Origin of the sequence: Nocardioides renjunii (genome assembly GCF_034661175.1) — a bacterium.
GTDB classification, from domain to species: Bacteria; Actinomycetota; Actinomycetes; order Propionibacteriales; family Nocardioidaceae; genus Nocardioides; species Nocardioides renjunii.
The window spans coordinates 4,151,955-4,177,769 of the sequence record NZ_CP141058.1 but is presented as its reverse complement, the minus strand read 5'-3'; the positions used below and the strand labels follow the sequence as shown (position 1 = coordinate 4,177,769).

At 71.7% G+C, this 25,815-nt stretch carries 24 protein-coding genes; 17 read left to right on the top strand and 7 right to left on the bottom strand.

All coding sequences use genetic code 11. The annotated features are described in order from the left end of the window. Positions 1–109: 109 nt before the first annotated feature. Genes SHK17_RS20015 through SHK17_RS19965 form a run of 11 tightly spaced genes read left to right on the top strand, consistent with a single transcriptional unit; the run spans position 110 to position 12,557 of the window. Positions 110–1,825 (top strand): polysaccharide biosynthesis protein, encoded by a 1,716-nt coding sequence (locus SHK17_RS20015; RefSeq protein WP_322920501.1) that lies wholly within the window; start codon positions 110–112, stop codon positions 1,823–1,825. Beyond that, on the top strand, positions 1,822–2,979 hold the full coding sequence (locus SHK17_RS20010) for a DegT/DnrJ/EryC1/StrS family aminotransferase (RefSeq protein ID WP_322920500.1): 1,158 nt from the start codon (positions 1,822–1,824) through the stop codon (positions 2,977–2,979). Before SHK17_RS20015 ends, SHK17_RS20010 begins: the two co-directional genes overlap by 4 nt. Then, positions 2,976–4,022, top strand: a complete 1,047-nt coding sequence (locus SHK17_RS20005; protein WP_322920499.1) for a polysaccharide biosynthesis protein — start codon at positions 2,976–2,978, stop codon at positions 4,020–4,022. Before SHK17_RS20010 ends, SHK17_RS20005 begins: the two co-directional genes overlap by 4 nt. Next, the gene (locus tag SHK17_RS20000; protein WP_322920498.1) at positions 4,019–5,134 is read left to right on the top strand and encodes a polysaccharide biosynthesis C-terminal domain-containing protein; all 1,116 of its coding nucleotides are present in this window, start codon (positions 4,019–4,021) and stop codon (positions 5,132–5,134) included. The genes SHK17_RS20005 and SHK17_RS20000 overlap by 4 nt, the downstream gene beginning before the upstream one ends. Next, on the top strand, positions 5,131–6,261 hold the full coding sequence (gene wecB / locus SHK17_RS19995; RefSeq protein WP_322920497.1) for a non-hydrolyzing UDP-N-acetylglucosamine 2-epimerase: 1,131 nt from the start codon (positions 5,131–5,133) through the stop codon (positions 6,259–6,261). The genes SHK17_RS20000 and wecB overlap by 4 nt, the downstream gene beginning before the upstream one ends. Next, complete coding sequence (locus SHK17_RS19990) at positions 6,258–7,673, top strand: hypothetical protein (RefSeq protein WP_322920496.1); 1,416 nt, start codon at positions 6,258–6,260, stop codon at positions 7,671–7,673. Before wecB ends, SHK17_RS19990 begins: the two co-directional genes overlap by 4 nt. Next, positions 7,670–8,290 carry a sugar transferase gene (locus SHK17_RS19985; RefSeq protein ID WP_322920495.1) on the top strand — a complete coding sequence of 207 codons (621 nt, stop codon included), beginning with the start codon at positions 7,670–7,672 and terminating at the stop codon, positions 8,288–8,290. The genes SHK17_RS19990 and SHK17_RS19985 overlap by 4 nt, the downstream gene beginning before the upstream one ends. Further along, positions 8,283–8,936 (top strand): NeuD/PglB/VioB family sugar acetyltransferase, encoded by a 654-nt coding sequence (locus tag SHK17_RS19980; RefSeq protein ID WP_322920494.1) that lies wholly within the window; start codon positions 8,283–8,285, stop codon positions 8,934–8,936. The genes SHK17_RS19985 and SHK17_RS19980 overlap by 8 nt, the downstream gene beginning before the upstream one ends. Beyond that, on the top strand, positions 8,933–10,204 hold the full coding sequence (locus SHK17_RS19975) for a glycosyltransferase family 4 protein (protein WP_322920493.1): 1,272 nt from the start codon (positions 8,933–8,935) through the stop codon (positions 10,202–10,204). The genes SHK17_RS19980 and SHK17_RS19975 overlap by 4 nt, the downstream gene beginning before the upstream one ends. Next, positions 10,201–11,340: a glycosyltransferase gene (locus tag SHK17_RS19970; protein WP_322920492.1), complete on the top strand. Its 1,140-nt coding sequence runs from the start codon at positions 10,201–10,203 to the stop codon at positions 11,338–11,340. Before SHK17_RS19975 ends, SHK17_RS19970 begins: the two co-directional genes overlap by 4 nt. Next, on the top strand, positions 11,337–12,557 hold the full coding sequence (locus SHK17_RS19965; RefSeq protein WP_322920491.1) for an MATE family efflux transporter: 1,221 nt from the start codon (positions 11,337–11,339) through the stop codon (positions 12,555–12,557). Before SHK17_RS19970 ends, SHK17_RS19965 begins: the two co-directional genes overlap by 4 nt. A 43-nt stretch (positions 12,558–12,600) precedes the next feature. Here SHK17_RS19965 and SHK17_RS19960 read toward each other — a convergent pair whose 3' ends face one another. Both SHK17_RS19960 and SHK17_RS19955 read right to left on the bottom strand, forming a co-directional pair. Beyond that, on the bottom strand, positions 12,601–13,446 hold the full coding sequence (locus tag SHK17_RS19960) for a class I SAM-dependent methyltransferase (RefSeq protein WP_322920490.1): 846 nt from the start codon (positions 13,444–13,446) through the stop codon (positions 12,601–12,603). An 87-nt stretch (positions 13,447–13,533) separates the two neighbouring features. Next, the gene (locus SHK17_RS19955; protein WP_322920489.1) at positions 13,534–14,658 is read right to left on the bottom strand and encodes a glycosyltransferase; all 1,125 of its coding nucleotides are present in this window, start codon (positions 14,656–14,658) and stop codon (positions 13,534–13,536) included. 103 nt (positions 14,659–14,761) lie between these two features. Here SHK17_RS19955 and SHK17_RS19950 point away from each other — a divergent pair, with 103 nt between their 5' ends. The 4 genes from SHK17_RS19950 to SHK17_RS19935 all read left to right on the top strand — a co-directional run bounded on the left by SHK17_RS19950 (position 14,762) and on the right by SHK17_RS19935 (position 20,376). Further along, complete coding sequence (locus SHK17_RS19950) at positions 14,762–16,675, top strand: anthranilate synthase family protein (protein ID WP_322920488.1); 1,914 nt, start codon at positions 14,762–14,764, stop codon at positions 16,673–16,675. A gap of 103 nt (positions 16,676–16,778) precedes the next feature. Beyond that, positions 16,779–18,482 carry a sulfatase-like hydrolase/transferase gene (locus SHK17_RS19945; protein WP_322920487.1) on the top strand — a complete coding sequence of 568 codons (1,704 nt, stop codon included), beginning with the start codon at positions 16,779–16,781 and terminating at the stop codon, positions 18,480–18,482. Positions 18,483–18,529: 47 nt separating this feature from the next. Beyond that, positions 18,530–19,090 (top strand): anthranilate synthase component II, encoded by a 561-nt coding sequence (locus SHK17_RS19940; protein WP_322920486.1) that lies wholly within the window; start codon positions 18,530–18,532, stop codon positions 19,088–19,090. Then, a complete protein-coding gene (locus SHK17_RS19935) occupies positions 19,087–20,376 on the top strand; it encodes an anthranilate synthase component I family protein (protein ID WP_322920485.1) in 1,290 nt (429 codons plus the stop codon). The genes SHK17_RS19940 and SHK17_RS19935 overlap by 4 nt, the downstream gene beginning before the upstream one ends. Before the next feature lie 57 nt (positions 20,377–20,433). Here the strand turns inward: SHK17_RS19935 and SHK17_RS19930 are convergent, their stop codons facing one another. Then, positions 20,434–21,864, bottom strand: coding sequence for a HAMP domain-containing sensor histidine kinase (locus SHK17_RS19930; RefSeq protein WP_172267718.1), 1,431 nt, complete (start codon positions 21,862–21,864; stop codon positions 20,434–20,436). Beyond that, positions 21,861–22,556, bottom strand: coding sequence for a response regulator (locus SHK17_RS19925; RefSeq protein ID WP_172267715.1), 696 nt, complete (start codon positions 22,554–22,556; stop codon positions 21,861–21,863). The genes SHK17_RS19930 and SHK17_RS19925 overlap by 4 nt, the downstream gene beginning before the upstream one ends. A gap of 75 nt (positions 22,557–22,631) precedes the next feature. Between SHK17_RS19925 and ddaH the strand changes: the two genes are divergently transcribed. Beyond that, positions 22,632–23,408 carry a dimethylargininase gene (gene ddaH / locus SHK17_RS19920; protein ID WP_322920484.1) on the top strand — a complete coding sequence of 259 codons (777 nt, stop codon included), beginning with the start codon at positions 22,632–22,634 and terminating at the stop codon, positions 23,406–23,408. A gap of 35 nt (positions 23,409–23,443) precedes the next feature. On the opposite strand, the gene SHK17_RS19915 is transcribed toward ddaH, so the two are convergent. Genes SHK17_RS19915 through SHK17_RS19905 form a run of 3 tightly spaced genes read right to left on the bottom strand, consistent with a single transcriptional unit; the run spans position 23,444 to position 25,212 of the window. Beyond that, complete coding sequence (locus SHK17_RS19915; protein ID WP_322920483.1) at positions 23,444–24,307, bottom strand: fructosamine kinase family protein; 864 nt, start codon at positions 24,305–24,307, stop codon at positions 23,444–23,446. Then, the gene (locus tag SHK17_RS19910; RefSeq protein WP_322920482.1) at positions 24,307–24,819 is read right to left on the bottom strand and encodes a low molecular weight protein-tyrosine-phosphatase; all 513 of its coding nucleotides are present in this window, start codon (positions 24,817–24,819) and stop codon (positions 24,307–24,309) included. The genes SHK17_RS19915 and SHK17_RS19910 overlap by 1 nt, the downstream gene beginning before the upstream one ends. Before the next feature lie 3 nt (positions 24,820–24,822). Further along, positions 24,823–25,212, bottom strand: a complete 390-nt coding sequence (locus SHK17_RS19905; RefSeq protein WP_322423493.1) for a phage holin family protein — start codon at positions 25,210–25,212, stop codon at positions 24,823–24,825. Positions 25,213–25,253: 41 nt separating this feature from the next. On the opposite strand from SHK17_RS19905, the gene SHK17_RS19900 reads away from it, so the two are divergent. Further along, positions 25,254–25,814, top strand: a complete 561-nt coding sequence (locus SHK17_RS19900) for a VanZ family protein (protein WP_172267703.1) — start codon at positions 25,254–25,256, stop codon at positions 25,812–25,814. The last annotated feature ends 1 nt before the right edge of the window (position 25,815 follow it).

Genomic DNA, 25,815 nt, shown 5'->3' with positions numbered 1-25,815 from the left:
GAGGCACCAATCACGGTCCGGACGTCGATTGGCGTTAGCATCGTCGAGGTCTTTTGCTGAGTTGACGGGGTTCGAGATGTTGTCCAACGGATATCTGCGACGGGGCGCCTTGGCGACCTGGGACATCGTCTGCTGGACCCTCGGCACCGCGTTCGTGATCGGTCTGCGGTACTCCTTCCGGATCTCCGACGTGCAGTGGGAGGCCGTCCTTCGCTACCTCGTCATCTCGTGGGTCCTGCTCGTGGTCATCGGCTTCCTCACCAAGTTCTACCGGGGCAAGTTCCTGGTCGGCTCCTTCGACGAGGCGTTCGGGCTGGCGCTGCACTTCCTCGGCGTCGCGGCCATCACGGTCGTCACCACTCCTGTCCTCAACGACACGCTGCCTCGCAGCCTGCCGGTGCTGGCTCCGCCGATCGCGCTGGTGGCGGCGGCCGCAGGACGCTGGTTCTACCGGGCGCTGCGTGACCGGGACAACGAGGCGCGTCGCCGCTCGGGCCGCCCGGTCCTCATCTACGGAGCCGGCGACGCCGGTCGGCAGGTCATGCGCCTGACTCGTTCTGATCGCAGTCTCGGTCTTCGTGCGGTCGGGTTCATCGACGACAACCCGGGCAAGCGCCACCTGCGCATCCACGGGGTGCCGGTCGTGGGCACCGGCCGGTCGCTGGCCGAGGTGGCGGACGCCATGGGCGTTGCGGCAGTGGTGCTGGCCGTGCCGGGCGCCTCCGGCGAGCTGGTCGACCGGGTCCAGCGCGAGGCGGCGGACGCGGGGCTCGAGGTGTTCATCCTGCCCCGACTCAGCGATCTCATCGGCGGCCAGGTCAAGCCGCACGACATCCGGCGTGTCGAGATCGGCGACGTCCTCGGACGGCACCAGGTCGAGACCGACCTGTCCTCGATCGCGGGCTACCTGAGCGGCAAGCGGGTGCTCATCACGGGTGCCGGCGGCTCCATCGGCTCCGAGCTCGCGCGCCAGGTCCACCGGTTCGGCCCGTCGGCGCTCACCCTGCTCGACCGCGACGAGTCGGCCCTGCACGCCGTCCAGCTCGCGATCTACGGCCACGGCCTGCTCGACTCGCCCGAGACCGTGCTCGCCGACATCCGAGACCAGGCGAGCTTGCGCGCCATCTTCGCCGACGCCCGACCGCAGATCGTCTTCCACGCAGCTGCCCTCAAGCACCTGCCGATGCTCGAGCGCTTCCCGGCGGAGGGATGGAAGACCAACGTCCTCGGCACCCTCAACCTGCTCGAGCTGGCCGCGGAGTTCGGCGTCGAGCGGTTCGTCAACATCTCCACGGACAAGGCTGCCGACGCGACGAGCGTCCTGGGCTCCACGAAGCGGCTGGCCGAGCAGCTCACCGCCTGGCAGGCGCGCTCCACCGGCCTGCCCTACATGTCCGTCCGGTTCGGCAACGTGCTGGGCTCGCGGGGCTCGATGCTGCACACCTTCAACGCGCAGATCGCGGCCGGCGGGCCGATCACGGTCACCCATCCCGACGTGACCCGCTACTTCATGACGATTCCCGAGGCGTGCGAGCTGGTCGTCCAGGCCGGTGCGATGGGTGACGCCGGCGCCGTGCTGGTGCTTGAGATGGGCGAGCCGGTTCGCATCCTCGACGTGGCCAAGCGCATGATCTCGCTGTCGGGTGCAGCCGGTGTGGACATCGTGTTCAGCGGGCTCCGGCCGGGCGAGAAGCTGCACGAGGTGCTCTTCTCCGAGGACGAGTCAGCCACCCCGACAGGGCATCCGATGATCCGTTCGGTGTCCGTCCCGCCCATCGACCCGGCCGAGCTCAGCGACCTCACCATCACGGCGGGAGACCAGTGACCGCACGCATCTTCCTTTCGTCGCCCGACGTGACCCAGGCGGAGGAGGACGCGCTCGTGCGCGCCCTCCGGTCGGGTTGGGTGGCACCGCTCGGGCCGGAGGTCGACGCGTTCGAGGCCGAGCTCGCCGCGTTCACGGGTCGTACGTACGCCGTCGCGCTCTCCTCGGGCAGCGCCGCCCTGCACCTCGGCCTGCTCCAGCTCGGCGCCGCGCCGGCGACCGTCGTCATCACCTCGTCGATGACCTTCGCCGCCACTGCCAACGCCATCACCTACACCGGCGCGACGCCCGTCTTCGTGGACTCCGACGAGACCGGCAACATGGATCCGGACCTGCTGGCCGAGGCGATCGACGACCAGGTACGTGGTGGGGCCGACGTGGCTGCCATCGTCCCGGTCGACCTCATCGGCAAGGTGGCCGACCACCGCGCCATCGGAGAGATCGCCTCCGCGAGAGACGTGCCCGTCCTCGTCGACGCCGCGGAGTCGCTCGGTGCCTCGCGCGAGGGCAGGCGCGCCGGCCAGGACGGCGTCGCGTCGATCGTCTCCTTCAACGGCAACAAGATCATGACCACGTCGGGTGGCGGCGCGCTGCTCTGCGACGACCCCGACATGGCCGCGCGCACCCGCTACCTCGCCACCCAGGCGCGCCAGCCAGTCGTTCACTACGAGCACGTCGACGTCGGCTACAACTACCGGATGTCGAACCTGCTGGCTGCGGTGGGTCGGGCGCAGCTCGAGCGGCTCCCGTCGATGCTGGAACGGCGGCGGGGTTGGCGACGGCGCTATGCCGAGCTGTTCGACCCCGTGGACGGGGTCACCGTCTTCGGCGGCGACGACGGCCGCGATGCACCTGCCGGCGCGGACCACGACAACTTCTGGCTCACGTCGGTCGTCGTCGACCCCGCGGTGGCGGGCTGGACCGCCGACGAGCTGCGAGCCGATCTCGCGAGGGACGACATCGAGGCCCGCCCGCTGTGGAAGCCGATGCACCTCCAACCGGTCTTCGCGGCCTGCCCCGCCTACGTCAACGGCACGTCCGAACGCTTCTTCAGGACCGGCCTGTCGCTGCCGAGCGGTTCAGCGCTCAGCGACGAGCAGTTCGAACGTGTCCGCGTGCACATCCTCAGCTTCCTCGAAGGGAAATCCTCGTGACTGCAGCCCAGACCACGACCGAAGGCGTCTCCGGCCGCACCATCACCATCACCGGCGGCACCGGCTCCTTCGGCTCGATCATGGCCAAGCACCTCCTCGCCGACGGGGCCGCCCGGATCAACATCTTCAGCCGGGACGAGGCGAAGCAGGACCAGATGCGCCGCTCGTTCAACGACGAGCGCGTCCGCTTCTTCCTCGGCGACGTGCGTGACATCGACAGCGTCCGCACGGCCGTCCTCGACGCCGACTTCGTCTTTCACGCCGCCGCGCTCAAGCAGGTGCCCTCCTGCGAGTTCTTCCCGCAGCAGGCGGTCAAGACGAATGTGACCGGCAGCCACAACGTGATCGAGGCCAGCGCCGCAGCCGGTGTCCGCTCGGTCGTGCTGCTCAGCACCGACAAGGCGGTCTACCCCGTCAATGCGATGGGCATGTCGAAGGCGCTGATGGAGAAGACGGCGCAGGCATTCGCGCGCAACCACATCGGCAACGACATGACGGTCTCGGTGACGCGCTACGGCAACGTGATGTACTCCCGCGGATCGGTCATCCCCGCCTTCATCTCCCTCCTCAAGGAGGGCAAGCCCCTCACCATCACCGATCCGCGCATGACGCGGTTCCTCATGTCGCTCGACGACTCGGTGGACCTGGTCAAGCACGCCTTCGTGCACGCCCAGCCGGGCGACCTGTTCGTGCGGAAGGCGGCCGCCACCACGGTGGGGACCCTCGCCACCGCCGTCGGACGGCTCCTCGGTCAGGACGAGCCGGAGGTCAACCACATCGGCACCCGGCACGGCGAGAAGCTGCACGAGACGCTGCTGACACGCGAGGAGATCGCCAAGGCCGCCGATCAGGGCGACTACTTCCGCGTACCCCTCGACGACCGTGGCCTGCAGTACGAGAAGTACTTCACCGAGGGTGAGGAGGAGGTCGACACCACGGTCGACTACTCCTCCGACTCCGTACCCCTGCTCGACGTCGAGCAGACCGTGGCGCTGCTGCGCACCATCCCTGAGATCGCCGCCGACCCCGAGCTGCGCGCGTGAAGATCCTGCTGACCGGTGCCGAGGGGTTCCTGGGGTGGCACCTGCGTTGCCGCGTGCACGCCACCTCCGAGCACGAGATCGTGCCGGTGGGGCGTGCGGAGTGGGACCGACTGGCTGAGCTGGTGGCCGGCGCGGACGCCGTCATCCACGTCGCGGGCGTCAACCGCGCCTCCGACGACGAGCTCGTCAGTCTCAACGTCGGGCTCGCGCAGCACCTGGCCGCCGCGCTCGCTACCACCAGCGGTGTCGCGGTCGTGTTCGCCAACTCGATCCAGGTCGGCAACGGCACTGCGTACGCCGAGGGCAAGGCAGGCGCGGCCGACGTGCTGCGAGGTGTCGCCACCCGCACCGGTGGTCGTTTCGTCGACGTCCGGCTCCCGAACCTCTTCGGCGAGCACGGGCGACCGGGCTACAACTCCTTCGTCGCCACCTTCGTCGACCGCGTGATCTCCAACGACCGCCCGGACATCGCCGACCGCCCCATCGAGCTGCTCCACGCCCAGGGCGCCGCGCAGGCCCTGCTCGACGCGCTGGAGCCGACGTCGCCGGAGACCGTGCAGCCGTCGGCGCACCCGACCTCGGTGCAGCAGGTGTGGGACCTGCTCGAGCGGTTCCACGCGACGTACGTCCCGAGCGCCGACGTGCCGGCGATGGCCGACGACTTCGAGCGCGATCTCTTCAACACCTACCGCGCGGCTCTCTTCCCGGACCACTACCCCCTCGCTCTGACGCCGCGGAGCGACGCACGGGGTCGGCTGGTGGAGACGGTGCGGTCGCACGGGCAGGGCGGCCAGACCTTCGTCTCCACGACGGTCCCCGGTGTGACCCGAGGGATCCACTACCACCTCCACAAGATCGAGCGGTTCGTCGTGCTCGACGGCGAGGCGGTCATCCGGCTGCGGCGCATGTTCCACGACGAGGTCGTCGAGCTGCCCGTGTCCGGCAAGGAGCCGGTCGTCGTCGACATGCCGACGATGTGGTCGCACGACATCACCAACGTCGGTGAGGGCGTGCTCACCACGCTGTTCTGGACCGACTCCCTCTTTCACCCCGACGCGCCCGACACCATCCACGAGCCCGTCGTCCCCTCGGCCCCGCAGGAGAACCCATGACCAAGGTGATGACCGTCGTCGGCACGCGGCCCGAGATCATCCGGTTGTCCGAGACGATCAAGCTGCTGGACCGCACCGTCGACCACGTGCTCGTGCACACCGGGCAGAACTACGACCACAACCTCAACGAGATCTTCTTCTCCGAGCTGGGGCTGCGCTCGCCCGACCACCTGCTCGACGTCGACACCAGCAGCCTCGGCAGGGTGCTGGGCGAGGTCCTCATCAAGACGGAGGAGGTGCTCCTCGAGGAGCGTCCGGACGCGGTGCTCGTGCTCGGCGACACCAACAGCTGCCTGGCAGCCCTGATGGCCAAGCGCATGCGCATCCCCGTCTACCACATGGAGGCGGGCAACCGCTGCTTCGACGAGAACGTCCCCGAGGAGACCAACCGTCGCCTCGTCGACCACGTGGCCGACTTCAACCTCGTCTACACCGAGCACGCCCGGCGCAACCTGCTCGCCGAGGGCCTGCGCCCGCGTCACATCCTCAAGACGGGGTCTCCCATGAAGGAGGTGCTGGCCGCACATGCTGAGCAGATCGACGCCTCCGATGCCGTCGAGCGCCTCGGGCTCACGCCGCAGCAGTACATCCTGGTGAGTGCGCACCGCGAGGAGAACGTCGACAACCCCGACCGGCTCAACCTGCTGCTCGACTGCCTCGAGGGCGTCATCACCGAGACCGGCATGCCGGTGCTCGTGTCCACCCACCCCCGCACCCGCAAGCGGCTCGACGCGCTGGGCCGGTCGACCGAGGGCATCACCTTCCACGAGCCGCTCGGCTTCCTCGACTACAACAAGCTCCAGAAGCAGTCCTACTGCGTGCTGTCGGACTCGGGCACCATCTCCGAGGAGTCGTCGCTGCTCGACTTCCCGGCCGTGACGCTGCGCGACGCGATCGAGCGGCCCGAGGCGCTCGACTCGGCCTCGATCCTGATGACCGGCCTCGACGCCGCCAACGTGGTCGAAGCGGTCCGCTTCGCGGTGTCCGACACCGACCGCGCCTCCCGGGTGCCCGACGACTACCGCATCGGGGACTGCTCGCGGCGGGCGGTCGGGTTCATCCTGTCCACGCACGCCAGGTACGAGGCGTGGCTGGGTATCCGTACGGGCGTGGACGAGGCGCGATGACGTCCGCCGAGGCGGACCGGACCGGCCGAGCGGTGTCGGACGGCGACGCGAGGCCGCATGGTCGATGGCCGCTCTACTGGTTCGCGGGCGCCGTCGTGTGCGTCCTCGGGCCGTACGTCGTCGGCGGGATCCGGACCGAGCAGTTGGCGCTGTACGGCTCTGCTGTCGTCGCCGTGCTGCTCTACTGGCGGCACGCACGCGTGTTGCTGCCCGGCGCCCCCGTGCTGGCGCTGTGGGCGTCATATGCGCTGGTCGCGGCCGTGGGCGGCCTCACCATCGAGAGCCGCCTGGAGTGGGGTTCCGGCTCGCTCGTCGCGGGCCTCGACAACGCGCTGCTGCCGCTCGCCACGATGACGGCCGTGGCCTTCTGGACGCGCGTGGTCGCTCGGACAGTCCTGCTGCGCACCGCGTCCTGGGTCGTCGTGGGCGCCATGGCGCTCAACGGGGCCATTGCCGTGCTGACGTCGGTCGTCGGCGTCGAGCAGCTGTCGCCCCTCCGTGCATTCTGGGCCGCGAGCGGCAGCGAGGCGACGGTTGCAGAGCTCGCCGCGGGCTCGGGACGCTTCTCGGGCGTGTTCAACCAGCCAGCAGAGGCCGGGGTGGCCTACAGCCTTGCAGCGTTCTGCGTGGTCTACCTGGTGCGATCGGGCACGTCCGTGCCGAGACGGGTCTGGCTCGCGCTCTGGGTGCTGGTCATCCTCGGCGGTGTGATGACCCTCTCCAAGATCTTCATCGTCGGCGGAGTGCTCATCACCCTGGGACTGGTCCTCACCGGGAGGCCGCACCGACGCCTGCTGACCGCCAGCGCCGCGCTGACCGTCGCGGGCTCCTTCACGCTGGGCGCGCTGGGCTGGCTCGGCACCTGGGGGGCTTCGGGGATGCTCGGTTGGTACGTCTGGAGTGCCCAGGCCGGCAACTCCTGGCTCTACACGTTGAGCGCCGGACGTTTCGGTGCTGGCAGCGCCGGCGACGCACCGACGCCGACCCCGGAGCCGGAGGACGGGTCCGGCGGCGTCCCGAGCGAGTTCGAACAGCCGGGTGGCCTCGTGGAGCTGGCACGCGAGGTGCTCCTCGAGCACCCTGTGGTCGGGGTGGGCGCCAAGGGGCTGCCGGTGTCCTACGACTCCACCTGGATCGAGGCCATCGTCGTCGCCGGCGTGGTCGGAGCTCTCCTCGTGCTGGCCGTGCACGTCGTGTTGCTGATCCAGTGGATCCGCCTCCGGCAGACGCTGCCGCGGGAGGAGTGGCGGCTGGCCGGTGCGATCGTCCTCCTCGTGTGGGGCTCGTCCTTCGGGATGCCGTCGCTGACCGGCAACCGGGAGAGCACGCTGCTGTGGATCTTCTTGTCGATCCTCGTCGTGTTCACGCAGCGGGGGTCGCAGTGGGACCGGACACTAGACTCCGCGCCATGACCGGCTACGACCCGTTGAAGCGCAGCGTGGACCTCGTCGTCGGCAGCGCTGCCCTGGTGGTCTCGTTGCCGGCACAGCTGGTCATCGCTGTCCTGCTGCGCGTGAAGCTCGGGCCACGCGTGTTCTTCCGTCAGCAGCGGCCGGGAAAGGACGAGCGCGTCTTCGAGCTGGTCAAGTTCCGCACGATGCTCGAACCTGACAGCGCACGGGGACTGGTGACCGACGCGGACCGGTTGACTCCTTTCGGCGCGTTCCTGCGGTCAACCAGCCTGGACGAGCTCCCGACGCTGTGGAACGTGGTCCGGGGCGACATGAGCCTCGTCGGCCCGAGGCCCCTCCTCGTGAGGTACCTCGACCGCTACACGGCGGAGCAGCGGCGGCGGCACGAGGTCCGACCCGGCGTCACCGGCCTCGCCCAGGTGAGCGGTCGCAACGCCATCAGCTGGGAGGAGAAGTTCGCAATGGACGTCGAGTACGTCGAGCGTCGCAGCCTGGCGCTCGATCTGCAGATCCTGTGGGCGACGGTCGCGCAGGTTGCGCGTCGTCGCGACATCAACGCCGAGGGAGCAGCGACCATGCCGGAGTTCCTCGGAACGTCGGAGGCCACCCGTGCCTGAGACTCTTGTCGTCGTGGGCGCCGGCGGCTTCGGCCGCGAGGTCCTCGACGTCGTCGACGCGGTCAACGCGGCAGCGGAGGAGTCGGTGTGGACGATCTCCGGCGTGGTCGACGACCGTCCCACCGACGCCAACCTGGCACACCTCCGCACGCGTGGGATCGACTACCTCGGCACCACGGAACAGCTGCTGACCGACCGCGCAGCCCTCGGTGCCACCCACTACGTCGTGGGCATCGGCAACCCGGGGGTGCGGCGCAGGGTCGCGGAGACGTTCGACGCGGCCGGTCTCGTCGCTGCGACGCTGGAGCATCCGAGCGTGACGCGCGGCTACGACGTGGAGGTCGGTGCCGGGTCGGTGCTGTGCGCGGGAGTCCGGATCACGACCCACATCCGTATCGGCAGGCACGTCCACCTCAACCTCAACGCGACCGTCGGTCACGACACCACCGTCGGTGACCACGTGAGCGTCAACCCGCTCGCGTCGATCTCCGGCGACTGCGTCATCGAGGACGAGGTGCTGATCGGCGTCTCGGGCGTGGTCCTCAACGGACTCCGGGTCGGCCGGGGCTCGGTGGTCGGCGGCTCGGCGTGTGTGGTGAAGGACGTGCCGGCAGATGTCGTGGTGAAAGGCATCCCCGCGAGATGAGCGGCTCGAGCCAGGGCTCGGGCCGGCTGAGGGTTGCGTTCGTCTGCCAGTGGTACCCGCCGGAGCCGGCCGAGGTGCCGCGAGGCATCGCGACGGCCCTAGCCGAGGCGGGGTGCGACGTCACGGTGCTGACCGGGGTCCCCAACTACCCGACCGGCGCCGTCGCTGCCGGGTACTCGGCGCGGCGATCCTCCCGGGAGGTGCTCGACGGCCTGCCTGTCAGGCGTACGCCGCTCTACCCCAGCCACGACCGGTCGGCCGTGCGACGGCTGGCCAACTACGCGTCCTGGGCCCTGTCCAGCGCCGTCCTCGGCCAGGCACTGCTGCGCACGTCCTCGGTCGCCCTCGTCTACTCCTCCCCGGCGACGGCCGCCCTGCCGGCGATGGTCGCGCGCCGCCTGTGGGGGACGCCGTACGTTCTCCTCGTCCAGGACGTGTGGCCCGACTCGGTGTTCGCGTCCGGATTCCTGACGGGCGTGGCGGGGCGACTGGCTCGTCGCGTGCTCAACGTCTTCGTCGACCTGACCTACCGGGGCGCACACCACGTCGCCGTCACCTCGCCCGGGATGGTGGACCTGTTGGCCGCTCGCGGGGTGCCGCGCGACAAGCTCTCCGTCGTGCACAACTGGGTGCAGGAGGGACCGACGGCGGACGTCCCACCGGAGACCGTGCGACGCGTGCGCGCGTCGTGGGGCGTGGGCGAGGACGACTTCGTGCTGATGTACGCGGGGAACCACGGCCGGGCGCAGGCCCTGGAACCGGTGGTCGAGGCCTTCGCCGAGATGACGGCCGAGGACGACTGCCACCTCGTGCTCGTCGGGGACGGCGTGACGAGGCCCGGACTGGTCGAGCGCTACGGCGCCCACCGTCGGATCCGGTTCGTCGACCCTGTGCCGCAGGCCGAGGTCGCGGCGCTCGTGCAGGCCTCCGATGCCCAGCTCGTGTCCTTGGCCGACGAGGCGCTCTTCGCCGTCACCATGCCGAGCAAGGTGCAGTCGATCCTGGCGGCGGGCCTCCCGCTGGTCGTCTCCGCACGCGGCGACAGCGCCGAGGTGGTCACCTCGGCGAGGGCGGGCCTGGCGGTGGCACCGGGCGACCGGCCGGGTCTTCGCGACGCCGTGCGCCGGCTTGCGGCGACCGACCGGGACGAGCGCCGGACGATGGGCCGACGGGGCCGCGAGTGGTACGACGCCCACATGTCGCGTCGCGTCGGGTCCGAGTCGCTCCGACAGCTGCTGGCCCGCGCAGCCGAGGGGCGGCGTCGATGAGTCCCGCGGTGCTGATCGACATGTCCAACCTCGTCGTCGGCGGGGGAGTCCAGGTCGGAGCGTCGTTCCTCGACGAGCTCGCACGCCTTGTCGGGGACCCTCAGGCGCTGCGTCGCTGGCCCTGGCTCCGGGACGTCGCCGTCGAGGCGTCCGAAGCGGTCGTCGCCAACGCAACCGCTCCCCGGGGGAGCCTGAGGGTCACCGTCGTCGACGGCCGTCCCGCTGCGCGCCTGCGTCGGCGACCCCGCGGTGACGAGTTCGACGTCTCCTTCACCGTGTTCGGTCCCGACTACGGGTCGCGGCGCGCCCGCACGCGCATGGTGGGGTTCGCCGACGTGACCAGCCTCTTCCCCGAGCACGCTGCGATCCATGGCCGGCGGGCGCGGCTCCGACACGCGGTGCGCTCGCGGGTGTCGTGCCGAGCGTTCCGTGCAGCCGACCTCGTGGTCGCCGAGTCGGCCCACGTGACCGCGGCGCTCGAGGAGAGGTGGGGCATCCCGCGGCGGCGCCTGCGGGTGGTCCCCAACGTGCTCAACCGCGTCTTCACCGACGAGTCGCTGCGCGAGCCGCTGTCCGTTCAGGTGCACCATCGTCCGGCGTTCGCCTTCCCGACTCGCGCCTACCCGCACAAGAACCTCGCCCTGCTCGGAGCCGCGGCACGGATCCTGCGCGAGGAGCACGGCCGGGACGTCGAGTTCCTCCTCACTCTCACCGACGACGAGTGGCAGGCGCTCGACCCCGACACCCGTGCGGCGAGCCGCAACGCGGGTCCGCTGCGAGTCTCGCAGGTGCCGAGCCTCTACGCCGCGTGCGACGGGGTGGTCTTCCCCAGCCTGAACGAGTGCTTCTCCGTGACTCCGCTGGAGGCGTTGAGAGCCGGCCGACCGCTGGTCGCGTCGGACAGGCCGTTCGTGCGCGAGGTGGCTGGCGACGCGGCGTGGTACTTCGACCCCATCGAGCCCGCCTCGCTGGCCCGAGCCCTCCTCGACGTGACTGCGGACGACGCCCTGCGGGCGACTCGGGTCGCCGACGGCCTCCGGGTGGCGGACGGCTGGCCCACCGGTCGCGACCGTGCGGCGGCGTACCTCGACCTCGTCGACGAGACGCTCGCGTCCGGAGCGACGCGGCCGGGATGACACGCTTTCGCAGGCTCGGTCTCGGGGTCATCGACCAAGGGCTCTCCAGCCTCTCCAACGTCCTCTTCCTGGTGGCTGCGGCGCGGGTTGCCGGCGTCGACGAGTTCGGCACGGTGTCGTTCGCCTACGCCCTCTTCGCCTTCGGCATGGCCGTGCAGCGCTCCTCGTTGGGGTTGCTGGTCTCGCTTGCGGCGGGCGGGGGCCGTCCCCCGCCGGTGGTGCTCAGCGTGGGCTGGGCAGCCGCCGTGGCGGCGCTCGGGGTGGTGCTCGGCGTCACCATCGGCGACGGCGGGTCCCTCGCCTACTACGTGCTGGTGGGGGCGTGCCTCGTCGTCTATCCGCAGGACCTCCTGCGCTACGGCGCGATCGCGGAGCGGCGTGCCGACCGGGCCGTGGTGAGCGACGGCGCGTGGTTCGCCGTGACGTTGGGCCTCCTGGTCGCGACGGTGGCGGGGCTGGAGGTCGACGTCACGACGATGACGCTGACGTGGGTCCTCGGGGGCGGCGGTGCAGCGCTGGTGGTGATGCTCGCGTCGCGGCGCTCGGGGGAGCGCTCGAGCGGATCGAGGTGGCTCCGGGACCACGCGGGCGAGCTTCGCGTCCTGGGCCCCGACGCGCTCCTGGCATGCTTGGCTCCGCTCGTGCTCGCCGCGGTGATGACGAGCTACATGACTCTGGGCGACGTGGCAGCGGTCCGGGGCGCCGGCACCCTGTTGGGGCCTGCCGCGGTGCTGTTCTCTGCGCTGCCGGCGGTCATGGTCCCGGAGCTGGTGCGCGTCCTGGGTGACGACCGCGCGCGGCTCGCGGCCGCGCAGGCGGCGGTGATGAGCGTGCTCGTCCTGGCATGGGCGGTCTGCCTCGCGCTGGTGCCCCAGTCGATCGGCGAGCAGGTGCTGGGTGAGACATGGATGGTCAGCCGGGCGATCCTGCCGTGGGTGGTCCTCGAGCAGGTGGTGTGGGCACTCGCGTCGGGGCCGATCTCGCTGCTCAGCAGCTACCGTCGGTGGCGGATGCTCCTCGCGATCCGGACCGGCTACCTGGTGGCCGTCGCGTGCGCGCTCACCCTGACGGTCGGCAGCGGCAACCTGGTCTGGGTGATGGCGGGCATGGTCGCCGCAGCCACTGCCAACGGCGTCGCCCTTCTCCTTGCGTCCCGGCGCCTGACCCGTGGAGCGACGTCCGCGGCCGCCACGACCGGCTCGCGCAGCACCGACTGACGAGATCGGCGCCCGGTGGGCCCGGCGGTGGGGGGTGCGAGCCCTAGGCGGTGCGGCGCACGACGAACATGTCCCCGCCCTTGGCGCGGACCAGCGTGGTCTCGAAGCGGTCGGGCAGCACCGCGGCCACGACGCGCCAGAAGTCCTCGGCGGCCGGAATGATGTCCTCGATCACCAGCCACCCGTCCACAGGCATGATGCGCAACGCCAGCATGAGGATCTGCAGGTTGGCGTTGGGGCTGTGGAGCCCGTCGTCGATGATCAGGTGGAGGTCGTCGGGCAGTTGGGCCTCGAGGGCGCGCACGCTCGCCGCGCTGGTCTGGTCGACCCAGGACGTCCGGACGCGATCCTCCTCGAAGAGGATGTCCCGGTCGATGTCGGCGCCGTGGACGGTGGAGCCGGGCAGGTAGTCGCGGAACGCGCGGAGCGAAGCACCAGGGCGGCCGTGATGGCCCATCGTCGAGACGATGCTCTCGTTGTTCGTGCCCAGGCCGACCTCGAGCACGCTCGCGCCCTGCGGCAGCGTCTCCAGGATGTGGGCGTAGACGAGGTGGTAGTCGTGATCGGTGGACTTGTCGCTGCCGTAGGTGCGGAAGAGCTCGTCCAGGCGTGAAGCGGGACCGGCGTCGGCGGCCGCGGAGGAGAAGCCCGCTGGGTCGGTGAGGGTGAGCTCACGGGCCCCGAGCTGCCTGACCAGCTGGCCGAGGAACTCGACGCTCTGCGTGGCAGCCTGGAGCGCCAGGGCGGAGCGGGCCTCGGCATGCCCTGCGGAGTTGGGGGCGTACGCGGGAAGCGCCTCGAGGATCTTGAGGTCCCGGCGCACGCGCCAGTTGTTGGCCGTCCGCGCGAAGGGGATTGCTCGGACGACGTGCCTGACCTGCTGCTTCACGCTGTTCTCCCAAGACGGCTGGCGGGCGGGGCCACCGGACAGTACCAAGTCGACGACCGGTGCGGGGGCGAGCCGGCGGCGGGTTGATCAGGGAGTGGCCGTGGTGGTTCCGGCAATGCCGCCCAGCCATGCGAGGTACGGCTCGCGCAGGGCTTCGGGTGAGACCTCGGCGCGCATGTACGCGGCTGCGCGCTCCCCCAGCTCTCGGTCGGACGTGAGCGCGGGAACGAGCCGCGGGAACTCGCTCGGCTCGGTGAAAGTCAGAGCCGCCCCCGCCTGCGCGTAGGTCGGCCCTGCGTGGACCGTGGAGTTCACCAGACAGGGCGTGCCCCGCGTCATGAACTCCAGGAGCACCATGCTGCATGCGTCCCACCGGCTGCTGTGGACGTAGCCCTTGGCGTGGACCATGAGCTGCTCCTTCTCGTCACCGGTGACGGAGTCGCGGATCGTCACGCAGTCTCCCAGCCCGAGCTCCTCGACCAGGGCGGCGACGTCAGCCTTGCCGCCCAGGTAGTCCGGACCGGCCAGCACGAGCCGGGGTCGCGGCTCGGGCAGCTCAACCCATCCACGGAGCAGCAGGTCGAGGCCCTTGTGGCCCACGACGAACCTCCCGATCCACGCGACGTAGTCGTCGTCGCCGACCCACTGCCCGGACTCCTCGATGTGGGGCGCCGGGTTCGAGAAGATGCCGGCGGGAACCGGTGCTCCGGCGACCGCCTCGACCTCAGCGGACTCCGACGGGAAGAAGAGGTGCACGGCGTCGACCCGGCGCAGGGTGTGGCGCTCCAGGCGGGCGCGCATCCCGAGGACGTCACGCCCTGCCTCCACGACCTGCGGCGCGTAGACGCCGTGGGGCATCGCGACCACCGACGCGCCCAGGTGTCGGGCGTAGCCGACCGCAAGGGCGTTGGAGAGCACCCATCCCTCGTGGACGTAGAGCAGGTCGCCCGGTCCCAGGTTCGCCTTCCACCACTTCAGCAGGTAGGTCCGGCTGCTCCTGCCGACGTGAGGGACGTGCCGGATGGGGACCCCGAGCTCATGCAGCCGCTCCGCGTCCCGGTGGGAACGCTCGTCCGCCTGTGCCGCGACCCACACCTCGGTGGGAGTCGCCGAGGAGGAGATCTCGGCCCACGCGGCGATGCTCTCGGTGACCCCGGAGCGGTGGTCGAGGAAGCGCGGGTAGTAGTGCACGACACGGCGGGGCAAGGTCACCGCGTCATCGTAGGTCGTGGGCGCTGCGGTGCCGCCGCACCTCCGTCCGTGGCCCCTGAGACGCCCGCCGACCCGCCGCAGCACCCGCCGTAGGGTTTCCGCCATGACCGAGACGCCGTCCGTCGCCGACCTCCTCGAGCAGGTGCAGGGGTACGGCGCGTGGGCGGTCATCCGCCGCAAGGCCGCCCCCACCGTGGGCCTGGTCGGCGGCACCCCGCACGAGGTGGCGAGCCTGCTCGACATCCCGCTGGAGAGCGGGGCGCCGGAGCCCGGGCGCAGCGCCGACCGGCTGGTCGCGGTGCCGTTCCGCCAGGTGCGCGAGCGCGGCTTCGCGGCCATCGACGACGGCACGCCGCTGACGGTCGTGGACATCGAGGCCGAGCACGAGGTGTCGGTCGACGACCTGCTTGCCGCGCTGCCGGACGTGCCCGTCGAGTTCGCCGACCGCGGTGGCTTCACGACCTCCGACGAGGACTACGGCACGGTCGTCGAGGCGATCATCCGCGACGAGATCGGCCAGGGCGAGGGCGCCAACCTGGTGATCGGGCGGCACTACCGCGCCGTGGTCGCCGACTGGGACGCCACCCGGGCGCTCACCGTGCTGCGCCGGCTGATGCAGCGCGAGCGCGGCGCCTACTGGACGTTCTGCTTCTTCACCGGCGATCGCTTCCTCATCGGCGCCAGCCCCGAGCGGCACGTGTCCGTGCGGTCCGGCGACGTCCGGATGAACCCGATCTCGGGGACCTTCCGGGTGCGCGCCGCCGACGACGAGACCCGCGACGTCAAGGAGCGGCTGCTGGAGTTCCTCGCCGACGAGAAGGAGGTCTTCGAGCTCTTCATGGTCGTCGACGAGGAGCTGAAGATGATGTGCGACATCTGCCAGGAGGGCGGCCAGGTGCTCGGGCCGTTCCTCAAGCCGATGACGCACCTCATCCACACCGAGTACCTCCTCGCCGGCCGGTCCGACCGCGACCACCGCGAGATCCTGCGCGACACGATGTACGCCGCCACGGTGACGGGCGCGCCGGTCGAGAACGCCTGCCGGCTGATCGCTGACTACGAGCCCGAGGGTCGGGGCTACTACGGCGCCGCGCTGGCCCTTTTCGGCCGCTCGCCCGACGGCACGCCGACGATGGACAGCCCGATCCTCATCCGCACCGCCGACGTCTCGCCGGAGGGCGAGCTCAAGGTCACCGCCGGCGCGACGCTGGTGCGCGACTCCGACGCCGCCTACGAGGTCGCAGAGACGCGGGCCAAGGCCGGTGGCATCCTCAGCGCCTTCGGCCTGGCGCGAGCGGCGACCTCCGACGGCGCGGACATCGCCGAGCTCGCGCGGGACGAGGACGTCGTACTGGCCCTGGGCTCGCGCAACCAGCGGCTCTCGCGCTTCTGGCTGACCGACCAGGCCGGCGAGCCGGCCGACCCGGGGCTGGCCGGTCGCAGCGTGGTGATCCTGCACGGCGAGGACGACTTCGTGAACATGCTGGTCCACGTGCTCGGGGTCTTCGGGATGACCGCGCGCGTCGTGCGGCACGAGGACTACGTGGCCGGTGCCTTCGACGGGGCCGACCTGGTGATCGTCGGCCCCGGCCCGGGCGACCCGCGCGAGGGCGAGCACCCCAAGATCGCGTCGTTCCGCCGGGCCGTCGACGACCTGCTGGCCTCGGAGCAGCCGTTCCTCGCGGTCTGCCTCGGCCACCAGACGCTGTGCGAGCGGCTCGGCCTCGACCTCGGCTACAAGGACGTGGTGTTCCAGGGCACGCAGTCGCCGGTGCGCCTCGACGGCCGCACCGAGCGGGTGGGGTTCTACAACACTTTCGTCGGCCGCGTCCCGGCCGGCGGCGCGTTGCCCGAGGGCGTACGCGTGGAGGCCGACGAGGCCACGGGCGACATCCACGCCGTCGTCGGTCCGCACTACCGCGGCATCCAGTTCCACGCCGAGTCGATCCTCACCGAGAACGGCTACGACCTGCTGCACACGGCGGTGCGCGACCTCCTGGCCGGCGCCGTCCGCTAAAGTGCACCGATCGACTAGACAATGATGCTCGGCGTGGCAGGCAACCGATCGCGGTCGTGACGCGTCACTCTGTACAGCCAGCTCGGGACACGACGGGGGAGACGTGCAGCACTTGAAACGAGCCTGGGCGGGCCTGTGCCTGCTCGCACTCATCACCGGCACCGCGGCGTGCGGGTCGGGTGACGGGTCCGTCCCGCCCGACGGCGTCCGCCCGCCGGCCACGACGAGCAACGTCTCGTCCGTCGCCGAGGTGGCGCCGGCGTCGAGCAGGGCCGGGCGCCCCAACATGGTCGTGGTCGTCCTCGACGACTTCTCGATGGACCTCGTCCAGACGATGCGCTCCATGCAGCGGATGCGCAGGACCGGCGCCAGCTATCCCTGGTCCTTCGTCACCGACTCGCTGTGCTGCGTGTCCCGGTCGAGCTTCTTCACCGGGCAGTACCCCCACCAGACCGGCGTCCTGACCAACACCTCGCACCAGGGCACCTCGACGCTCGGCGGCTGGCCGGCCTACGACGTGCACGGCAACCCCGAGCGCGCCTTCAACGTGCGGCTGCAGGAGGCCGGCTACAACACCGGCTTCGTCGGCAAGTTCCTCAACGAGTACGAGTGGTCGCCGGGTCGGGCGCTGCCGCCGGTGGTGCCGGGCTGGAGCACCTTCAACACCGTCTTCGGCTCCGCCTACGACGGCTGGGACTTCGCCAGCACCTCGCTCGTCGACCAGCGCCTCCAGCTGACCCAGCACCTCGCCCCGCCGGCAAGCGCCAGCAACGCCGACAAGGACCGCGCCTACGCCGGCACCGTCATCGGCGACCTGGCCATGGACTTCCTCACCCGCGGCGAGGCCGCGGACGCGCCGTACTTCCTCGAGGTGGCGCTGTACGCCCCGCACAACCGCACCAACCCGAAGGGCCACTACCCCGGCGACCCGCTCTTCCCGCCGATGTTCCGCGACCGCACCGGCGAGCGGAGCTGCGGGCGGGTCGCGTGCCGCAAGCTGACGGTCGACGACCTGCCCGGGCACGACGACGACCGCAGCGACAACCGGCCGCGGTTGGCCAACGGCAAGGTCGGCCGGGCGTGGAACACCGCCGGCACGCTGTCCGCCGCCGTCGCCGTGCGGGACCTGCGCGACCGCGCGCGGATGGCCCGGTCCGCCGACCGGCTCATCACGCGGATCCTCGACTCCGTCGGCCCCGACACCTACGTCGTGCTCACCTCCGACAACGGGTTCCACCTCGGCCAGAACGGCATGGGTCGCGGCAAGGGCACGCCGTACGACACCGACGTCCGGGTGCCGCTGCTGGTCACCGGCCCGGGCGTCGTGCCGGGCAAGCGGCGCGAGGTCACGAGCAACATCGACCTCGCCTCGACCTTCGAGGAGCTCGCCGGCCTGGTGCCCGCGCCGTTCCGCAGCGGCCAGTCGCTGGTGCCGACGTTCGCGCAGCCGAAGCTGGTGCGACAGGGCTACGCGTTCCTCGAGCACACCCAGCAGACGCTCACCGGAGGAGATCCCGACGCCGCCTTCACCGGCTCCGAGCTCGACCGGATCCCGTCCTTCACCGCGGTGCGCAGCCGGACCGCGCTGCTGGCGCGCTTCGACCTCGACCCGCGGGCGAAGCGGACGACCTGGGGCTACGAGTTCTACCGCTACACCGGCAAGGAGTACGAGGTCGCCAACGAGGTGACGAGGAGGAAGCACCGTGACGAGGTCGCCGTGCTGATGGCCAAGCTGGCCGCCTTCGACGCGTGCGGCGTGGCCGGTGACCAGCCGGTGCCGGCCGAGTGCCGCACGCTTCGGCAGTAGGCGCCGTCCTCCCGCCGGCCCCCCGCGGGATGCCCTAGCCTCGGCGGGTGACGCCGGACGTGATCGTGGTGGACCACCACGACTCCTACACGTGGAACCTGGTGCACCTCGTCGCCCGGGTCACCGGCGTGCTGCCCCGCGTCGTGCAGCACGACGAGGTGACGGTCGAGGACGTGCTCGCGCACTCCCACGTGGTGCTCTCGCCCGGGCCCGGCCACCCCGCGGACCCCGCCGACTTCTCCGTCGGCGCCGCGGCGGTGCGCGCTGGGAGCCGCCCGGTGCTGGGGGTCTGCCTCGGGATGCAGGGCCTGGTGACGGCGTACGGCGGCACCGTCACGCGGCTGGAGCCGGCACACGGCGAGGTCGCCACCATCCGGCACGACGGCGCCGGCGTCTTCGACGGCGTGCCGCAGGACTTCGCGGCCGTGCGCTACCACTCGCTCGGCGCGGTCGCGCTGCCGCCGGGGCTGGTCGCGACGGCGTGGAGCGAGGACGGCGTGGTGATGGGCGTGCGGCACGTCGACCTGCCGCTCGAGGGCGTGCAGTTCCACCCCGAGTCGGTGCTCTCGGAGCACGGCGAGGCGATCGTGCGGAACTTCGTCTCGTGAGCGACCCGGTCCCCTTCTTCCGCGACGTCGCGACCCGGCACGCCCGGTGCTTCTGGCTCGACGGCGGCGGCGCCCGCGAGTGGTCGGGTCGGCGCTCGATCATCGGCTGGCTCGAGGACGACGACGTGTCGCTGACCTGGTCGGCCGCCCGGCGGGAGGTCCGCGAGCACTCCGGCGGGACGTCGAGGGTCGTCGGCGACGACGTCTTCGCGGTCCTCGAGGAGCGGATGCGGCCCGGGGAGCAGTGGTTCGGCTACTTCGGCTACGCCTCGCGCCCCGACCTCCCCGCCGAGCCCGACCCCCTCCTCCCCGACGCGATGTGGATGCGGCCGCGGGAGGTGCGGGTCTTCGAGCACGGGGTCGGGCCTTCTGTGTCTGTGGTTTCCCCGCATATGCGGGGAAACCCGAACATCTCGAGGCGTGCACACCCCCAGAAGCTCGAAAGTGCCTCGGGCAGTCGGGGCCCGACGCCCCCGCCCGACTCGTACGCCGCCGCCTTCGCGCGCGTCCAGGAGCACCTGCGCGCGGGCAACTCCTACGAGGTCAACCTGACCCACCGCCTGACCCGCGTCGCCGACCTCGACCCGGTGACGGCGTACCTCCGGCTGCGCGAGCTCAACCCCGCGCCGTACTCCGGGTTCCTCCAGCACGACGTCGCGGGCGCGCGCGGATGGCTGCTCTCGAGCTCGCCGGAGAGGTACGCCCTCGTGACGCCCGACCGGCACCTGGAGACCAAGCCGATCAAGGGGACCACCCCGCGCGGCACCACGGCCGAGGAGGACGAGGCGCACCGCACTCGCCTGGCCGCCGACCCCAAGACACGCGCGGAGAACCTGATGATCGTCGACCTCCTGCGCAACGACCTCTCGCTCGTGTGCGACGTCGGGTCGGTCGAGGTGCCGGCGCTGATGGAGGTCGAGTCCTACGAGTCGGTGCACCAGCTGGTCTCCACCGTGCGCGGGCACCTGCGCGAGGGCGTGACGACGGTGGGCGCGCTGCGGGCGCTGTTCCCGGCCGGGTCGATGACCGGCGCACCCAAGCTGCGCACGATGCAGGTCATCGAGGAGGTCGAGTCGTCACCGCGCGGGGTGTACGCCGGCGCGTTCGGCTGGATCAGCGGCGACGGCCCGGCGGACCTCGGGGTCGTCATCCGGTCGCTCACCACCGACGGCGGCGGGACGTGGACGCTCGGCACCGGCGGGGGCATCACGGTGAAGTCCGACGTGGCCGAGGAGTGGGCCGAGTCGGAGTGGAAGGCCGAGCGGCTGCTGCGCGTGTTCGAGTGAGCTGTGCACCCGAGTTCCGTGCTTATTGGTGGAGATCTCTACCTGTAAGCACGGTGGTCACCGGATATCCGGGGACTCCAGAGAGCCCGCAGCCCCCACCGACTCCACCCCCGCGACCCCCGGGAGCGACACCACGAACCGGGCGCCGCCGCCCGGCGCGTCCGACACCTCGACCTGCCCGCCGTGGCGGTCGATGACCTGCCGCACGATGGCGAGGCCGAGGCCCGAGCCGGGCATGGCCCGCGACTCCTCCGCGCGGTAGAACCGCTCGAAGACGTGCGGCCGGTCGGTCTCGGCGACGCCCGAGCCCTCGTCATCCACGGTCAGCACCCCGTCGGCCAGGCGAACGGTGACCGTGCCGTCCGGAGGGCTCCACTTCGCGGCGTTGTCGAGGAGGTTGGTCAAGGCGCGCTCGAGGCCGTTGGAGTCGCCGACGACCCGCCACGCCGCCAGGTCGACGTCGAACGACACGCCGTGGGCGCGACGGCGTACGCGCGTCACCGCCCGCTCGACGACGTCGGCGAGGTCCACCTCGGCGACCACGCGGGTCGTGGGCTCGTCGCGCGCCAGCTCGACCAGGTCGCCGACGAGCGCGCTGAGCTCCTCGATCTGGCCGCGCACGTCGTCGAGCAGCTCGAGCCGCGTCTCCGGCGGCAGGGCGGAGTTGCCCTCGGCCTGGCGCAGCAGGTCGAGGTTGGTGCGCAGGGAGGTCAGCGGCGTCCGCAGCTCGTGGCTGGCGTCGGCCACGAGGCGGCGCTGCCGGTCGCGGGAGGCGGCGAGCGCCAGGAGCATCTGGTTGAACGCCGTGGCGAGGCGGGCGACCTCGTCGTCGCCCTCGACGCGCAGCGGCGTCAGGTCCTCGGTGACCGCGATGTGCTCGACGGCGGAGGTGAGGCGTCGGACGGGCCTGAGCCCGTTGCGTGCCACCAGCCACCCGACCATGAGGGCGGTCAGCACCCCGAGGGCGCCGAAGGTGAACAGGACGCCGCCGAGCTTCTCCAGCGTGCGGTCGTTGGGGGCGAGCGGCTGCGCGAGCATCAGCGCGGGGCCGCCAGGTGACGGCACGGTCGCGACCCGGAAGCGCTCCCCCTCGGCGGTCACGAGGGTGCGCACCGACCAGTCCCGGTCCCCGGCCGCCACCTCGAGCTCCGGGCGACCGACCGTGAAGTTGGGGATGTGGTCGCCGGCCATGCCGCGACCCTCGGCGTTGAGGAAGATGATGCGCACGTCGGCCGCACCCAGCACCCATGCCGGCGTCCCCTGGGCGGTGGCGTCGCGGAGGTCGCTGAACGCGGCGGCCTTGTGGGCGCGGTTGAGCAGCGACTGGTCGAGCGAGCTCATCAGCTGCTGGCGCATCACGAGGTACGCCGTGAGCGCGAGGATGGCGATCGTGATGCCCAGCGTGACGGTGGTCAGCACCGCGACGCGCGAGGCGAGCGACCTGCGGTAGTGCCAGCGGGTCGGGGGCCAGGTGCCCGAGGAGCTCATGATTCCTTCAGCACGTAGCCGACGCCGCGCACGGTCTGGATGAGCCGCGGCTCGCCGTCCGCCTCGGTCTTGCGGCGCAGGTAGCCGACGTAGACCTCGAGGGAGTTGGCGCTGGTCGGGAAGTCGTAGCCCCAGACCTCCTCCAGGATGAACGAGCGGTCGAGCACCCGGCGCGGGCGCCGCAGGAACATCTCCAGCAGCGTGAACTCCGTGCGGGTCAGCTCGATCGGCCGGCCGCCGCGCGACACGTCGCGGCTGGACACGTCCATGGTGAGGTCGGCGAAGGTCAGCACCTCGCCGTCGGCGTCGGGGTCCGGCACGACGCGGCGCAGCAGCGCCCGCAGCCGGGCCAGCAGCTCCTCGAGCGCGAACGGCTTGGTGAGGTAGTCGTCGGCGCCGGCGTCGAGGCCCTCCACCCGGTCGCCCACGGCGTCGCGGGCGGTGAGGACCAGCACCGGTACGTCGTTGCCCGCCGCGCGCAGCGCCCGCGTGGTCTCGATCCCGTCGAGGCGCGGCATCATCACGTCGATCACCACCACGTCGGGCTGGTGCGCACCGATGGCGACGAGGCCCTCGGCGCCGTCCGCGGCGAGCACGACGTCGTAGCCGTTGAACTCCAGCGAGCGGCGCAGCGAGTCGCGGACGGCGCGGTCGTCGTCGACGACCAGCACGCGGGACCGGGACTCGTTCACAGCGCAAGGATGCCAGCCGCGCCTGAGCGCACGCTGAGCGTCGCGGCGGCCGGCCGGCTGACTACGCTCGGCGGCATGGATCGCCGACTCGCGCTCGTCCGTCGTCCGTCGCCGTCCCTGGCAGACGGGCTGGTCACCCACATCGAGCGGACCCCGGTCGATCTCGACCTGGCGCTGCGCCAGTGGCAGGCGTACGTCGACGCATTCACCGAGCACGGCTGGCACGTCGTCGAGGCGCCGGCCTCCGACGCGCACCCCGACGGCGTCTTCATCGAGGACCCGGTGTTCGTGCACGGGGACCTCGCCGTGCTGATGCGCCCCGGCGCCGAGGAGCGGCGCGGCGAGACGGAGGGGCTGGCGGACCTGCTCGCCGCCCGCGGCTACCGGATCGCCGCGATCGAGGCGCCGGGGACCATCGACGGCGGCGACCTGCTGACCCACGGCGACCAGGTGTGGGTGGGCCTCGGCGGTCGCACCAACCAGGCGGGCGTCGACCAGCTGGCCGCGCTGCTCAGCGAGCTCGGCGCCACCGTCACCGGCGTCCCCGTCACCAAGGTGCTGCACCTCAAGTCCGCGGTCACGGCCCTGCCCGACGGCACCGTCATCGGCCACGAGCCGCTGGTGGACGACCCGGGCGTCTGGCCACGCTTCCTCGCCGTGCCGGAGGAGCAGGGTGCCCACGTCGTGCTCCTCGGCGACGACCGCGTGCTCATGTCGGCCGCGGCGCCCGAGTCCGCCGCCCTGCTCGCGGCGCGCGGCCTGGACGTGGTGACGGTCGACATCACCGAGTTCGAGAAGCTCGAGTGGTGCGTCACGTGCCTCTCCGTGCGCCTGCGCGGCGCACCCGCCTAGGGCTCGGGTCCGAGGTCAGGCGTCGGCGCCGGCCATCAGGCGTACCGCGCTGCGATCGCCCCGGCCCGGGCGCCGTAGCCGCCGCCGAACATGCACGCGTGCACGAGGAGCGGGAAGAGCTGGTGGAGGCCCAGCCGGTCCTCCCAGCCGTCGGCGAGCGGGTGCGCCTCGTCGTAGGCCGCCATCACCCGCGGCAGGTGCGTGAGCCCGAAGAGGTGGAGCATCGCCAGGTCGACCTCGCGGTGGCCGCCGTAGGCCGCCGGGTCGATGACGTGGATGGCGAGGTCCTGGCCCCACAGGCAGTTGCCGTTCCAGAGGTCGCCGTGCAGCCGGGCAGGCGTCTCCTCGGGGATCAGGTCGGTCAGCCGGCCCACCACCGCCTCGACGGCGGCCGCGTCGGGGTCGGTGATCGCACCGCGGTCGCGCGCCAGCTTGAGGTAGGGCAGCACGCGGCGCACGGCGTAGAACTCCGGCCACGACCCGGCCGTCCGGTTGGGCATCGGGAGGCGGCCGATGAAGCCGTCGTGCGCGAGCCCCCACTCCTCCGCGCCGGCGGCGTGGGTGGTGGCGAGCTGCTGGCCGAACGCGACGGCCGCCTCGGGCGGCGTCTTGGAGCTCTGCTCGACCCAGGCCAGGACCACGCAGTCGCTGGCCGCCGCGAGCACCTCGGGCAGCGGGACGCCACCCTCGACCTCGGAGAGCCACCGCAGGCCGGCGGCCTCGGCCTCGAAGAACCCCTCCGGCGCGTGCGGCAGCGTCTTCATCAGCGCCGTCTGGCCGCTCGAGAGCCGCAGCCGGGTCGCGGTGGCGATGTCGCCGCCGGCCACGGGAGCCGTCGCGACCACGGGCGTGCCGAGGAGCTCCTCCGCACGCCGGGCGGCCAGTGGCTGACGGGCCATCAGCCGGGGTCCGCCACCGCGTCGTGCAGTGCCGTCACGATCGCGTCGTTCGTGCGCTCGACCATCGCCAGCACCTCCTCGAAGCCGTCGGCCCCACCGTAGTACGGGTCGGGTACCTCGGCCCCGGGATCGATCGGATCGAAGTCACGGAACAGGCCCACCCGGTCGGTGCGTCCCCGCACGTCGGCCAGGTTGGCCTCGTCCATCACCAGGACGAGGTCGTACGCCTCGGGCCAGCTGGCGTCGTACTGCCGGGCGCGGTGCCGGCTGGGGTCGTAGCCCGCGGCGGTGAGGGTCGCGGCGGCGCGGTCGTCCATCGGGTTGCCGACGTGCCAGCCGCCGGTGCCGGACGAGGCGACCTCGACGCGGTCGGCGAGCCCAGCCTCGACCAGCCGGCGCTCGAGCACGACGTGGGCCGTGGGCGAGCGGCAGATGTTGCCCAGGCAGACCAGGGCGATGCAGTAGCGCCCCGGCGTGCGCGGGGGAGGGAGCTGCGGTGGGTGCTGGGCCACGGGTCAGTCCCGCGCCGGCAGCGCCGTCCGGACGCCCCAGCCGACGACCGTGATGATCAGGGCGCCGACGAGCGCGCTCCAGAAGCCGTCGACGTGGAAGCCGAGGTCGAAGGCGTCGGCGAGCCGCGCGGTCAGCAGCAGCATGAGCGCGTTGATGACGAGCAGCAGGAAGCCGAGCGTCAGGATGATGAACGGCAGCGACAGCAGCTTGATCACCGGCTCGATGAAGGTCGACACCAGGCCGAGGATCAGCGCGACCAGCAGCAGCGGCAGGATCTTCTCCTGCAGCTCGGCCTGCCCGGTGGCGGGCCCGTCGAACCGGATGCCGTCGAGCAGCTGCGCGGCCACGGCCAGGCCGGCGGCGTACGTCAGCAGCCAGGTCACGAAACGCATGCCACGACAGTAGCGGGGGCGCTCGCGGCTAACCTCGCCCGATGGTCTCGATCGGCGGCGTGGGCGTGATGGTGCTCGGCGCCCTCGTGGCCGGGACCGCCGCGGTGCTGCTCGCGCTCGCGCTGCGTGCGCGGCTCGGCACGGTGACCGCGGTGTCCGTGTCCGGGCTCCTCTGGTCGCTGGTCGCCATCGCGCTCGTGACGCTCGTGCCGACCCGTCCCGACGTCGGCATCGTCCCCGCGGAGAGCCGCAGCGAGTCCTGCTCGTGGGACTACGGCGGCCCGACCGGGGCGGCCTTCGAGGTCCTCGGTTTCGACCAACGCACCCTCAACGTGCTGCTGTTCGTCCCCGCCGGCGCATTCCTCGTGCTGGCCCTCGGTCGCTGGTGGTCGGGGCTGGTGCTCGCGCCGGTCGGCCTCGGGCTGCTCGCGGCCTACAGCCTCGCCATCGAGCTCACCCAGCTCCAGCTCGCCCGGATCGACCGCGCCTGCGACGTCACCGACCTGGTCGACAACGTCCTCGGCGCGGGCATCGGGTTCGTCGTCGGGCTCGTGCTGCTGCCGGTCCTCACGCCGTGGCGGGGCCGCCGGGCCGATCACTAGG

Bases quoted from the DNA above. Each gene is read 5' to 3' on its own strand.
- wecB (WP_322920497.1), top strand. From the start codon at position 5,131: ATGACCAAGGTGATGACCGTCGTCGGCACGCGGCCCGAGATCATCCGG.
- SHK17_RS19990 (WP_322920496.1), top strand. From the start codon at position 6,258: ATGACGTCCGCCGAGGCGGACCGGACCGGCCGAGCGGTGTCGGACGGC.
- SHK17_RS19985 (WP_322920495.1), top strand. From the start codon at position 7,670: ATGACCGGCTACGACCCGTTGAAGCGCAGCGTGGACCTCGTCGTCGGC.
- SHK17_RS19975 (WP_322920493.1), top strand. From the start codon at position 8,933: ATGAGCGGCTCGAGCCAGGGCTCGGGCCGGCTGAGGGTTGCGTTCGTC.
- SHK17_RS19970 (WP_322920492.1), top strand. From the start codon at position 10,201: ATGAGTCCCGCGGTGCTGATCGACATGTCCAACCTCGTCGTCGGCGGG.
- SHK17_RS19965 (WP_322920491.1), top strand. From the start codon at position 11,337: ATGACACGCTTTCGCAGGCTCGGTCTCGGGGTCATCGACCAAGGGCTC.
- SHK17_RS19950 (WP_322920488.1), top strand. From the start codon at position 14,762: ATGACCGAGACGCCGTCCGTCGCCGACCTCCTCGAGCAGGTGCAGGGG.
- SHK17_RS19930 (WP_172267718.1), bottom strand. From the start codon at position 21,864: ATGAGCTCCTCGGGCACCTGGCCCCCGACCCGCTGGCACTACCGCAGG.
- ddaH (WP_322920484.1), top strand. From the start codon at position 22,632: ATGGATCGCCGACTCGCGCTCGTCCGTCGTCCGTCGCCGTCCCTGGCA.
- SHK17_RS19915 (WP_322920483.1), bottom strand. From the start codon at position 24,307: ATGGCCCGTCAGCCACTGGCCGCCCGGCGTGCGGAGGAGCTCCTCGGC.
- SHK17_RS19905 (WP_322423493.1), bottom strand. From the start codon at position 25,212: ATGCGTTTCGTGACCTGGCTGCTGACGTACGCCGCCGGCCTGGCCGTG.
- SHK17_RS19900 (WP_172267703.1), top strand. From the start codon at position 25,254: ATGGTCTCGATCGGCGGCGTGGGCGTGATGGTGCTCGGCGCCCTCGTG.